Annotated in this window: 9 protein-coding genes; all 9 read left to right on the forward strand. The window is 48.8% G+C overall.

Translation table 11 applies throughout. The features are described 5' to 3' along the window. Nucleotides 1-281: 281 nt before the first annotated feature. On the forward strand, nucleotides 282-1,811 hold the full coding sequence (locus AB4Z17_RS26710) for an extracellular solute-binding protein (RefSeq protein WP_441908598.1): 1,530 nt from the start codon (nucleotides 282-284) through the stop codon (nucleotides 1,809-1,811). 2 nt (nucleotides 1,812-1,813) lie between these two features. Then, nucleotides 1,814-3,685, forward strand: coding sequence for a cache domain-containing sensor histidine kinase (locus AB4Z17_RS26715; RefSeq protein WP_441963172.1), 1,872 nt, complete (start codon nucleotides 1,814-1,816; stop codon nucleotides 3,683-3,685). After that, complete coding sequence (locus AB4Z17_RS26720) at nucleotides 3,682-5,286, forward strand: response regulator transcription factor (protein WP_441963174.1); 1,605 nt, start codon at nucleotides 3,682-3,684, stop codon at nucleotides 5,284-5,286. The genes AB4Z17_RS26715 and AB4Z17_RS26720 overlap by 4 nt, the downstream gene beginning before the upstream one ends. 221 nt (nucleotides 5,287-5,507) lie before the next feature. After that, nucleotides 5,508-6,464 (forward strand): ABC transporter permease, encoded by a 957-nt coding sequence (locus AB4Z17_RS26725; protein WP_441884929.1) that lies wholly within the window; start codon nucleotides 5,508-5,510, stop codon nucleotides 6,462-6,464. Nucleotides 6,465-6,482: 18 nt separating this feature from the next. Then, entirely contained in the window at nucleotides 6,483-7,358 is an 876-nt protein-coding gene (locus AB4Z17_RS26730) for a carbohydrate ABC transporter permease (protein ID WP_441963175.1), read from the forward strand. Nucleotides 7,359-7,462: 104 nt separating this feature from the next. After that, nucleotides 7,463-8,944: an extracellular solute-binding protein gene (locus tag AB4Z17_RS26735; protein ID WP_441963177.1), complete on the forward strand. Its 1,482-nt coding sequence runs from the start codon at nucleotides 7,463-7,465 to the stop codon at nucleotides 8,942-8,944. 110 nt (nucleotides 8,945-9,054) lie between these two features. Next, nucleotides 9,055-10,983: a hypothetical protein gene (locus tag AB4Z17_RS26740; RefSeq protein WP_441963179.1), complete on the forward strand. Its 1,929-nt coding sequence runs from the start codon at nucleotides 9,055-9,057 to the stop codon at nucleotides 10,981-10,983. 90 nt (nucleotides 10,984-11,073) lie between these two features. Next, nucleotides 11,074-11,652 carry a CDP-diacylglycerol--glycerol-3-phosphate 3-phosphatidyltransferase gene (gene pgsA / locus AB4Z17_RS26745; protein ID WP_441963180.1) on the forward strand — a complete coding sequence of 193 codons (579 nt, stop codon included), beginning with the start codon at nucleotides 11,074-11,076 and terminating at the stop codon, nucleotides 11,650-11,652. 432 nt (nucleotides 11,653-12,084) lie between these two features. Then, nucleotides 12,085-12,646, forward strand: a 562-nt coding sequence (locus AB4Z17_RS26750) for a DNA-3-methyladenine glycosylase family protein (RefSeq protein WP_441963182.1), incomplete at its 3' end; no start/stop codon positions are given.

The raw sequence follows: 12,646 nt of genomic DNA on the forward strand, positions 1-12,646 counted from the left end.
CTATAGCGATATCCGTATTACCTTGTTATTTATGCAACCGCTTTAATGTATGTTCGCTTTCATGACATGAAAAGAAGGTTGGTCTGATGCATTATGCCTTTCTACTCTTATTAGCTGTATTTCGTGTTATTATAGTTAACATATATTTTACGGGTAACAGTCAGTAGGTGGGAAAAAAGGCTGCTTTTGCTGGTTATGTACCGCAGTCTAGCGCTTGCTTGAAGGAGAAGTTGAATAGGGAGTAATGCCGGAGGCATTCCGGAAGAGATGGAGGGGGAGCTATGGAGCGCAAAAGGTTCAACTGTCGTTTGATTGTTCGGATAATAGCATTGTTAATGGTAGCTGCGACGGTGCCAAGCTGCAGCGAGTGGGAGAAGCTTGGCGAGCCGCTGCCCACATCGCAGAGCCGCGTCGCGATTTCGATGGTCATTAACGATTTGGGCATGACATTCCCGGATGGTTCAGACGAAAACGATAATCCTTATATAAACTATATAAAGGAACGTACAGGACTGGATTTGCGGGTCAATATTCCCCCTCAGGAAGTTTACGAAGAGAAATTGAACGTCATTATGGCTTCCGGAAATCTCCCAGATCTCATTCACACTTTCAACCCGGTTTGGTTTGACGAATATGTCAAAAAAGGGGCCTTTACGCCGCTTGACGACTATATTAACGAATATGGACAAGACCTGAAGAAGTTTATTCCTGAAGAGGCTTGGGATCGAATGCGCTACGATGGAAAAATTTACGGCATTCCAAGTTTAACAGACGTGCAGGGCATTGAGCTAATGTATGTGCGGAAGGATTGGCTCGATAAACTAGGACTGCAGCCGCCAAATACGCTGGACGAATATTATGAAGTCATGCGCGCCTTTGCAAAGGAAGACCCTGACCGGAACGGGCTCAATGATACGATGGGCCTTATTTTGCTCGAGGACATGGGGCGGACAGCGCCGTTTTTTGGCGCTTTTGGTGTTCAATTGAACTCTTGGGTGGCGCGCGATGGAAAGCTGGTTAATGGCAGCACGCTGCCGGAGACCAAGCAAGCGCTCGCTTTTCTGGCAAAGCTTTACCGGGAAGGGCTGATTGATCCGGAATTCCCGCTTAACCGCAACAATGCCTTTATCGAAAAAATCGAGAACGGAAAGGTCGGCATGTTCTCTGCGACTTGGTACGATACGCGAGGACCCATTGCAGCGAATAAAAAGAAAGATCCCAAGGCGGAATGGATACCGCTGGAGTATCCCGTCGGACCGGAGGGGCATAGCGGCGTATATAACAAGGATTTAATCCGCGGTTACAACGTGGTGCCGGTCGGTAAGAAACATCCCGAAGAAGTGGTAAAGCTGCTTAATTTCATCGTGGGAGACGGCAGGGAGACGTTGAAGCTTGGTTTTGAAGGCAAGATTTGGTCGATGAAAAATGGGAAAATGGTCACCGATTTTGTAGAGCATGACAAGCATTTGTACAGGGGCATCTACCAGTCGCTCGTCGATGTTATTGATCCTGTTATGGCTAAGGCTCGGTTGGATTCGCTCGGCGACTTTCACTTATACGATAATTTGCAGATGATTGAACAACATTTAATAAAAAACGAATTTTTCGGAATTCCGACACCGGCGATGAGCAAGTATGCCGGACATTTAGAGGAGCTTGAGAGCATTTTTACACAAATCGTGATGGGCATCGTTTCGCTGGATGAGTTCGACAGCTTTGTGGAGGAGTGGTACCGCGAGGGTGGCGCAGAGGTTACAGCGGAAGTTAATCAATGGTACGAAGCCCGCTTGAGCGCCGGAGGGGGGAGATAAGCATGAGAAATCCCGTCAAATGGTTTCGGGATCGCTTTTCCCGCAAAATCCAGTTTCGGCTAACCTGCTATTTTATGTTGATTTTGCTGCCGCTCGTCTTGGTAAGCCTATTTGCCGTTGATCGCTCCCGCAGCATTCTGCATGACCAAGCGGTGGAGCGGTCCAGTACGGTACTGAATTCAGCTATGGACTATATTGATTTGACTTTGCAAAATGTGGAGGAGATTTCGACGCTAATTGCAACAGACCCTGTGTTTATCAAGCTGCTCGCAGATAACGGAGCGGAATTATCGCCGCTCTCCATCGTCGATTTTTCGATGCTGCTGAAGCAGCTGTCGAATGTAAACTCTATTAATCATATCGTATCGCAAATATCCTTGTATCATCAGCCCTCCCACATGATGATATCGACGAATTATGGAGGGAGAAGGCTGAGCAGCCCTGAGCAGCAGCAATGGCTTGAGAATACCGCCATTACTAGCGGGACGGAAATCACTTATCTGCTGGCAGAGGAGCCGATTGCCGGCAACGCGACCTTCGGCAGCTTAATTAATACCGATAGCGTATCGCTGCTGCGAACCATGGATTTGTACAACAACAATCGCAGAGCGGATGTAGTCATTATTACAGTGGACAAAAGCAAGCTGATCAATCTGATGAAGTCGCTGCTCCCATCGCCTTCGGCTACCATTTATTTGCACAGCGATACCGGCAAATTGATTGCCGGGACAGGCAAGCTCGACGGCGCAGAGCATACGCTTGCGGAGGGCGGGGGCATGCCTGGCCTTCCCCGCACGACGGATGCGGAGATGACGGTGTCTATCGATTCGGAATATTCCAAATGGCGGCTGACGCTGATTCAACCCAAAAAAGAGCTGTACGCCAAAACAGATCAGCTTCGATTGTATACGTTAGCTATTATTTTCGTCAGCGTGCTTCTGGCGCTGGGCATATCCTGGCTCGTTTATATCGGTATCGCTTCTCCAGTAGATAAGCTGTTCAAGGGCATGAAACGTCTGGGTACGGGAAATATGAATGTGCATCTGGAGAATACGCGGCACGACGAGCTGGGTTATTTGACGGAAGCGTTTAATCGGATGGTCGTAGACCAGAAGCGGCTAATTGAGGATCATTACGAGCAGCAGCTGAGGCTGGCCAAGACGGAGCTTCAATTTCTGCAAACCCAGATTAACCCTCACTTTTTGTATAATACGCTGGATTCAATTAACTGGACAGCTAAAAATTACGAGGCGGATGAAATTAGCGAGATGGTGCTGAATTTGTCGCGATTTTTCCGTCTAAGCCTGAACAAGGGCAAGGATGTATTTACGATTGACGAAAGCTTGTCGCATCTGCATTATTACATTCGCATTCAGCAAATCCGGTATTTGGACAGCTTTGAGGTGGAATACGACATTCAGGAGGATTGCCGCCCCGTCCCGATTCTGAAGCTGCTGCTGCAGCCGCTTGTGGAGAATGCTATCCTGCATGGGATGGAGGGGAAAACGGAAGGCGGAAAGCTTGTTATTTCCGGCCGAGTTAAAGATGGAGAGTCCGTTCAGGTCACCGTAAGCGACAATGGTTCAGGGATGAGTTCGCAGCGGCTAGCCTATATTCAAGAAGAAATGAAGCGGCTGGGACGGCGTGAAGCGAATCTGTTTTCGCTGGAGGACGAGGAGACGGGCGACCTGTTCGGCCTGCGCAATGTAATGACCCGAATTAAGCTTTATTACGGCAAGGAAGCTGAATTGATCGTCGAAAGCGAGCAAGGACATGGAACCTCGGTCACCATTTCACTGCCGCTGGATCAATGCAAGGAAAGCTTTCGTTCTGTAACTCACCACACTCTGGAAAAAGGGGAGCGATCCGCATGAATTTAATGATCGTTGAGGATGAACTGAGGCTTAGGTTGGGACTCGCTAATAATATTCCATGGGAGGAGCATGGCATTGAGGTCGTCGGACTGGCTGCCAGCGGGGTAGAAGCGCTGGCGTTGATCGAGCGGAAGCGACCCGACATCATGCTGATTGATGTCCAGATGCCGGAGATGGATGGGCTGACACTAGTGAGGAAGCTTAGGGAATATCCAGACAACGGCGTACAGCTGAAACTGATTATATTAAGCGGACATGACAACTTTGGCTTCGCTCAGGATGCTATCGCTTTAGGGGTTTCCCAGTATTTGCTGAAGCCCGCGGCTGAAGAGGAAATACTGGGTGCCGTACTGGAAGCGGCAAAGCAGCTGCGAGACGAGATGGAGCAGTGGCGCGAGCAGGCAGAGCTGAAGGTAAAGTGGCTTGAGCATCTTCCCCATTTGCAAAGCAGTTTTATTCGGCAGTGGGCAGCAGGCGACTACGACGATAGCGAGGTGCTGCGAAGAGGTGCGGAATATCAGATTGAGCTTGAGGAGTCCGACCGGATCGCAGTTGCGGTGGTGGATATTGACCCGCTTCCGCAAGGGGATGGCTGCTTTCGCGCAGAGGATGCTCCAATGTGGCGTTTCTCATTGCAATGTCTGGCGAGAGAAATGCTGCCCGCTTCCTGTTGGGTGTGCGTTGATCATCAAGGGTACACGCTCCTTGTTTTTGTGCTGCGGCGCGAGGAGGAGCCGGGTGACAGCGCCTTGCGCGTACAGGCCTCGGTCGTTCAATTGCTGTCGCGCACCCGGGAGACGCTTGGGCTGACAGCGAGCGCAGGCATTTGCGCTGCAGCCGGAGGGATTGGCAGCATGAGCGCGCTGTATGCCGAAGCTTGCCGTGCCTTGCAGGAGCGTATTGTATACGGCTGTGACATCGCTATTCCTTACCGCGAGATTGGCCGTAAGGAACAGGGGGTTCAGGTACAGCAAGGGCTGGAGAAAGCGCTGGAGATCGCATTGGAAACCGCTGACGAGGCTAAGGCGCTGGAGGCGCTGCAAGGATTGTGGGACAAAAGCCTTGAGTCCGTGGAGACGGCGGAAGAGGTTCATGAGGCCGTCCTTTATTTGAGCAGCCTGTATATTCGCATGATTCAGAAGCAGGGCTGGCGAATTGGCTGCGTGGCAGGAGAGGATATGATTTATTTCGAGAACATCAGGCTGCTGGCGACGAAGGAGCAGATTCGGGCCTGGCTAGTCCGCTTGACTGGCCGCATCTGCGATTATCTGCAGCAGCAGCGGAAAACGACGAGCAATGGAGTGGTACGCTCAATTCTGTCTATCGTCAATCAGGAAATCGATCAGGATATTACGCTGCATACGGTCGCAGATCGCCTTTTTATCAATTCATCTTACTTAAGCCGGCTGTTTAAGCAGGAGACAGGAGTACCTTTTTCGACCTATGTGCTGGAGCGCAAGATGGAACGGGCCAAATCCGTTCTGCAGAATGGGGGCAAGGTGTATGATGCCGCTCGTCTCGTGGGCTACCGGGATGTGAGCTATTTCACCAAGGTGTTCCGTAAATATTGGGGCGTCAACCCAGGTGGAGTTAAAGCGTAAAAGCTGCGCCTAATTAGGTGGCGTGCAATAACCAAAAAAATTATAAGACAAAACCGCTTTCAGTTGTAGAAAGCGGTTTTGTCTTTTTTTATGCCGATTACGTTCCTTTGTGAGGAAATCAAACATCAAAGTACCAGAAATAGTAATGGCATTACTCTACCAACCCTGAGCGCTGGATACTACAATTTTAGGTAGAAAGCATCAAATCGAGGGGGAATACGATGAAAAGCGCAACGGCACCACTGGATAAGCCCCAGGCTAAAAACAATTATGTCAAACGGCTTGCTGCCGATGTCAAACGGGATTGGGATTTATATGCACTTCTTGTCCCTGGAATTTTGTTTCTTTTGCTCTTCAAATATGCCCCGATGTACGGCATTACCATCGCTTTTAAGGATTTCAATATCTTTGATGGCTATGACGCTAGCCCGTGGGTGGGATGGAAGCATTTTGCCAAACTGTTCAACTCTCCTGATTTTCTGCATGTTTTTCAAAACACCGTTATTATCAGTTTTCTGAAGATCGGTATCTTGTTCCCGCTGCCGATTCTCATTGCCCTGCTGTTGAATGAGATCAGGCGGATGTTGTTCAAGCGCGCGATTCAGACCGTTATCTATTTGCCACATTTTCTGTCCTGGGTTATCGTAAGCGGTCTATTTATCGACATGCTGTCCAGCAACGGCGGTTTGGTCAACAAGGCAATGGGTATGATCGGCATGGAGCCGATCTCGTTTTTCCTGGACAACAGCGTGTTCCGCGGTGTTCTGATTACCTCAGCGGGCTGGAAGGAGACGGGGTGGAGTACCATCGTGTATCTTGCGGCCTTCGCCACGATTGATCCTGGCTTGTACGAAGCGGCCAAGATTGACGGAGCGGGGCGGATGAAGCAGCTGTGGCACATTACGCTGCCTGGCATCGCACCCATTATACTGCTGATGTTTATTCTAAGGCTCGGCAGCATTCTGGAGGCTGGCACTGAGCAAATTCTCGTCATGTACAATCCCACAGTATACAAGGTGTCAGATGTCATCGGCACCTATGTGTACCGAATGGGCCTCGGCAATCAGGACTACAGCTTTACGACCGCTGTTGGCGTATTTGAATCCGTTATTGCCTTCACGCTCGTCTTGGCGGGCAACGCGCTTAGCCGCAAATACCTGCAACGCGGGATTTGGTAACTGAAAGGGGAGATTGCTGTGACCGTGAAGACATCGTTTTCAGAGAAGCTGTTCAATTTCTGCAACTATTTATTTTTTATACTGGTAGGTCTGACGACGCTGCTGCCCTTCGTTAACTTGATCGCCAAATCGTTCAGCAGCGAAGCGGCGGTCATTTCCGGCAAGGTCAATTTGCTGCCTATTGGCTTTCAGACTGGAACGTACATGTATGTGCTCAAGGATTCCATGTTCCTTAACTCTTTAAAAAATTCGATTCTTTTGGCCATTGTGGGGACGGCGTTAGGATTGTTCCTCACGACCATTACGGCGTATCCATTATCTCGCGTTCAGCTTCGAGGCAGAAAATGGTTTCTGCTGATGTTTATTTTCACAATGCTGTTCAGCGGCGGCCTGATTCCTACCTACCTGCTCATGCATAATCTTGGACTGGTCAATCAGTTTCCTATTCTATTCCTGCCGGCGGCCATCAACGTGTTCAACATGCTGATTATCAAAAATTACTTTGAAGGGCTGCCGGACGGGCTGGAGGAGTCCGCCAAGCTGGACGGAGCAAGCAACATCCGAATTTTATTCTCCATTGTTTTGCCGCTGTCGCTTCCTGTGCTGGCAACCATTGCGCTATTTTTCGCGGTGGCGTTCTGGAACGACTATTTTACATCGATGATCTACATTACCAATCAGGATTTCAAACCGCTGCAGTTGTATCTGAAGGAACTATTGGTTTCCTCCAGCAGCGAGTTTTTGAAGGATAACGTGGACGCGGCGCTGAACACAACGCCCCAGTCCATTCAGGCAGCTTCAATATTGCTAGCTACACTGCCGATCCTGATGGTTTATCCGTTCTTGCAAAAATATTTTGTCAAAGGTGTGCTGGTAGGTTCGGTTAAGGGTTAAACCTATCGGCATGAAAGGCGGTGATGCTGTCAGCTTGTCATGATAGCGGGCAATGGAAGGGTAATGCAGTTTGACTTTAAAACACATATTCGGGAGGGTACTCTATGAAAAAAGGTTCTTGGTTGGCCATAGTCCTTGTATTTGCTCTTGCTCTTGCCGCATGCGGCWACAATTCCACTCCAGCTCCGGGCAGCGGCACAGGGGGAGATGGCGAAGGCAATCCCAAACTTACGATGCTGATGCAGTACAGCCTGTTCGATCCGAACGCAGACCCGGTTGCTAAAAACATAGAAGATGCTACCGGCTACAAGGTTACCTATGAAATGCTACCGGCGGAAAGTGCCGACGAGAAGCTGAACTTGATGGTTGCGAACAAGCAAAACTTCGATATCATGAAGCTGGGTTCTGCTCAGTTCTACAAGCTGGCAACAGCGGGCGCGCTGGAGCCGCTGAATGATCTGATCGAAAGCCATGGCCCTAACATCAAAGCGGCGATTAAGGAAGATTCATGGGAAAGCGTTACGATCGACGGCAAAATCTATGCTATACCGGAGACTGGCTCTGGCATTAGCGTAGGCGAGGAGCTCGTTGTCCGTCAGGATTGGATGGAAGAACTGAGCTTGAAAAACCCAACAACGCCGGATGAGCTGTATGAGGTGTTGAAAGCGATCAAGAAAGCCAAAAATATTGTTCCGTTAACGGGCTCAAAGGATTCTATCTATGGAGATATTGCAGCAGCATTCGGCGTGCTGAACGACTGGAACGATGTGGATGGCAAGCTGCTGCATAAAGCAGAGCTTCCGCAGATGAAGGAATTTTTGGCTTATATGAACAAGCTGTACAGCGAAGGGCTGCTGGATTCGGAAATGCCGATCAATACGAGTGCGAAAGCGATTGAGAAGTTTTCCAGCGGCAATGCTGCAATGATCAAGCTGGCTTGGTGGAGTGCTTCTAGCGCAGAAGCTGCCCTTGTCAAAAACTTCCCTGAAGCCAAAATCGGCATTATTCCATACTTAGTTGGCAAGGATGGCAAATCATCGATTGGCGTTAACCTGGCAACTACTTGGTTTATTGCGATACCGAAGATATCCAAGCAAAAGGAGCATGCGATCAAGCTGCTCGATACCAAGCTGAAGAAGGATATCTTCATAAAGCTCGCAATTGGCGAGGAAGGCGTTCATCACGAAGTGAAGGATGGCAAATATTATCCCATTCTGCCTAAATTCAATGATGACTTAACCAATGCAAGCTCCTACATGACCGGGGTTAATGAATATGATTATCCGGCTTACTGGCAGGCGCGCGTTCGGAAGGACCCTGTGCTGCAAAGCTACTATGAGGCGTTTCAGGAAAACGCGGCGAAAGGCAATATTGTCGTTGATCCGATGTCGATTGCGCCGCCAATCGATGCGGTATCCAAAAACAAGCAAAAGCTGACGAAGCTGCTTGATGACACGGTGTTAATGTATATCGCAGGTGCGCAATCTAGAGACAACTACGATACCTTCCTGACGCAATGGATGGCCGAAGGCGGCGCAGAATCCGTCAAGGAAGCGAACGAGTGGTATCAAACCATTTCAAAATAATGGCTTGCCTATAGACGTAGGCTTGATGGCAAAGGGGCAGCTGCGAATCGCAGGTGCCTCTTTGCCGCCCAGGCGAAATGCCCGGCATAATTGACTGAGGGGGAACAGAAATGAACGAACCATTTAAGCCGCATAAAGGCAGTGAGGTTGATATGCTTGCTATCCATGCCCAAGTGGAAGCTGCGCCAGAGGATATTACGATTACATTAGAAGGGCATCGGCACGCTATGACGGCTGTCAACACCATTCCGGCGGCCGAAGAGTGGCTTGTCTTGTTTACAAGCGCATGGGGGGAATCGGTCACTGTTCCTCAGAATGGCGTTGCGGTGCAGGTGGGAGCAGGCGGCTTGGTTTTACGCGTCGTTAATGAAGCGCCTGTCGGCTTTGCCCCGGCCTGGTCGGGCCCAACGATACTAGACATCCCTGAGGATGGTTACGTGCTTCTTGCCCTTGATCCTTTGTATGCTCCGGAAAGCAGCCGCTTCTTTTTGTCTACCTGCTTTAGAAAAGGAGATCGGATCAAGCTGCGCAAGGATGGTGCGGTGACTGATCATCACGGGCTGGCAGGCGCTGCTGATCATGAATTCAGCCTTTATTTGGACCATCCATCCGTTTATACGGAAACGCAAAATGTTACCACAGTTAGCGGTAATGTGAGCGGCGGCAATGCAGGCGAGTTTCCGGCGCTAATGGTTAATGGTGAAGCTGCTGTGGTAGACGAACAGGGTGCTTTTGCCCATAAACTGAAACTGGCGCTTGGCGTCAACTTTGTTGATGTGGAGGTCAAAGCGGGGAACGAAACTCCAGTTGCTCGAAGCTTAGCTATTTTTTCTAAGAGCCGTGCTGAGAGGAAGCAGAGGGTCATCCTTTGGATAGATCAGAGAGCCAACAGTGGAAAGCTGCAGTCTGCGGACGCTGTAAGAAAACTGCTGGAGCGGGCAAAACATGCAGGCGTTACGGATATTGCGCTTGATGTTAAAGGGGTGGAGGGGTACGTTTCTTACTTCAAAAATACGCTGACGAGGCGTCCCCACATGAGTGAATTGGTAAACGCTGGGCAGGGTACTCCTTATCCAAAGCTGGATTTGCTGCAGATTTTTATAGAAGAGGGGCATCAGCTTGGCCTAGCTATTCATGCATCCATGAATGTATTTGCAGAAGGCTCCATTGTACGTGGTCAATATGCGATTCTAAATGAGCATCCTGAATGGGAGGAAATGGTTTACAAGCATCAGGATGAAGGCGTGATCAAGCGGCAGCGAGACAGCTCGGCTCCGGGCTTGGTTGCATTTTCCAACCCGCTTCATGAGAAGGTGCGCGAGCATCAATTGGCTGCTTTCCGGGAAGTGATGGCCGGCTATCAGGTGGACGGCATTATTTTGGACCGGGGCAGATACGACAATGAAACGGCGGATTTCAGTCCTTTGGCATGCAGCCGCTTTGAGGCATATTTGGCGGAAAGGGGCAAGCGGCTTCATCGTTGGCCAGAGGACATATTCGATTATGAAGGCAATACGAGAATAGATGGTCCATTGATTTTGGACTGGTGGGCTTTCCGTGCAGGCGTCATTACCTCTTTTGTTGCGGAGGTCAAGGAGATGGTGGACGGTCATAATCGACAAACGGGAAGCGATGTTTTGTTATCTGCCTACGTGKGGTCTTGGTTTGATACCTATTATGTCAACGGTGCAAACTGGGCCAGCCCGGATTTTCAATATGACAGCCGCCTTCAATTTCAGGAGGGCTCCGTCTATACCAAGGACTACCGAGGCACTGGCTATGTCCGGCACTTGGATTTCCTCATGATTGGTACGTATCAGGATACGCTGGCCGAGGTGGAGAAATATATGGCCCTTGGCAATATTGCCACAGGTGGAGAAGTTCCGGTCTATGCGGGCATTTCCCTTAATCAAATGAATAGCGCGGAGCGGCAGAGTGAGGTATTCCATTCGGCTTTCCGGTACACAGACGGGCTAATGCTGTTTGATGCCTCGCATGCCGATTGGGATATGCTTAATCAGTCTTTAAAGAAAGAATAAAAGGATAGGTTATGGAGGCGCGCAGGCAGCTTTTTCAGAAGCCTACCAACATATGGTATAATGACTAGCATAATGCGAAGGAGGAACCCTATGAATCTAGCGAATAAAATAACGATTGCTCGTATTTTATTAATACCTGTGTTTATTTTATTTTTCCCGATATACCCCGAGTGGTTAATCAGCAAATCAGAATTTTTTCTACATATAGATACCTATGGCATTTATTATGCCGCAGCATTATTTATACTCGCTTCAGCGACAGATAAACTAGATGGACATATCGCAAGAAAATATAATCAGATTACGAATCTTGGCAAGCTGCTCGATCCGCTGGCAGACAAGCTGCTAATATCCGCCGCGTTAATATTAATGGTAGGCGAGCAGATGATTTACAGCTGGATCGCAGTTGTGATTATCGGAAGAGAGATTATTATAACGGGCATTCGAATGGTTGCCTCATCTCAAAAAATTGCCTTGCAAGCCGACCAATTCGGCAAAATTAAGATGGTCTTTCAAGTTGTTGCGATTTCAGCGGTGTTGTTAAACCATCGTCCGCTCAGCTTTTTGACAGCGATTCCTGTCGATCAAATTTTGATGTATGTTGCCTTAGCGTCGACCATCCTATCCGGAGCTAACTACATCAAAAACAACTATCGCTTGCTGCAGTAGAAATAAAAACCCACTTAAAATACAGCGGCAGCGATGGACGAGATGAAACAGTCCAAGACTGCCGCTGTTTTATGAAATGGTCGTTTTCCTTCTAAGCATTCTTATGCATTTGTGGCTCAGGCTTGATGCTAACGGACATAGATTCCGCTATTCTTCATAAATCGGGCTTAATTTGAATCTAACGGACATAGGATCCGCTATTAGGTCGAAATCGTGTTAAATTATAACGATTGGAGCCAATTAGCGTACCCTATGTCCGTTACTTCTGAAAAAAGAGGAAATCAAAGCAAATAAGGCATCTGATGTCCGTTATTTCCATCATCGCCGATTTCGTTATCTTGCGATTATATTCGGTAATCAAAACATACAAAGCCGGATGAGGTATAGTAAGAATATACAGCTATTTATTTCGATTTACAGGGGGCGAGCCGTCTGCAAACGATACAAACAAAGCTTTATGACTATGGGCAAGCAGAGATCGATTATTTGAAAAACGTAGATGAAGCGCTTGGTGCTGCCATGTCTCGGCTCGGAAAAGTCGAACGCATCATCATGCCGGACTTATTCACTTCACTCGTTTATGCGATTGTAGGCCAGCTGATTTCAGCTAAAGCAGTGCACACCATATGGGAGCGAATGCAGGTGCGGCTTGGCGAAATAACCCCATTGAACATAGCTAATCAAACGGCAGATCAGATTCAAAGCTGCGGGATAACGATGAAGAAGGCCATTTGCATAAAAAGCATTGCGGAGTCGATTATACATGGTGAAATCCGGCTGGAAGAGCTGAACCGCTTATCGGATGCAGAAGTAATCAAGCAGCTGATGTCCTTAAAGGGAGTTGGCAAGTGGACGGCTGAAATGCTGCTCATTCATGCGATGGAGCGCCCAGATGTCGTGAGCTGGGGAGATATTGCCATTCGCCGCGGGATGATGAAGCTGTATGGTCTTCAAGATTTAACCAAAGAACAGTTCGATACCTACCGGCTAAGGT

It is taken from the genome of Paenibacillus sp. TAF43_2, from assembly GCF_052113545.1.
Classification (GTDB): Bacteria; Bacillota; Bacilli; order Paenibacillales; family Paenibacillaceae; genus Pristimantibacillus.

Coding starts and splice junctions, on each gene's coding strand:
- pgsA (WP_441963180.1), top strand. CDS start 11,074: ATGAATCTAGCGAATAAAATAACGATTGCTCGTATTTTATTAATACCT.
- AB4Z17_RS26710 (WP_441908598.1), top strand. CDS start 282: ATGGAGCGCAAAAGGTTCAACTGTCGTTTGATTGTTCGGATAATAGCA.
- AB4Z17_RS26725 (WP_441884929.1), top strand. CDS start 5,508: ATGAAAAGCGCAACGGCACCACTGGATAAGCCCCAGGCTAAAAACAAT.
- AB4Z17_RS26720 (WP_441963174.1), top strand. CDS start 3,682: ATGAATTTAATGATCGTTGAGGATGAACTGAGGCTTAGGTTGGGACTC.
- AB4Z17_RS26715 (WP_441963172.1), top strand. CDS start 1,814: ATGAGAAATCCCGTCAAATGGTTTCGGGATCGCTTTTCCCGCAAAATC.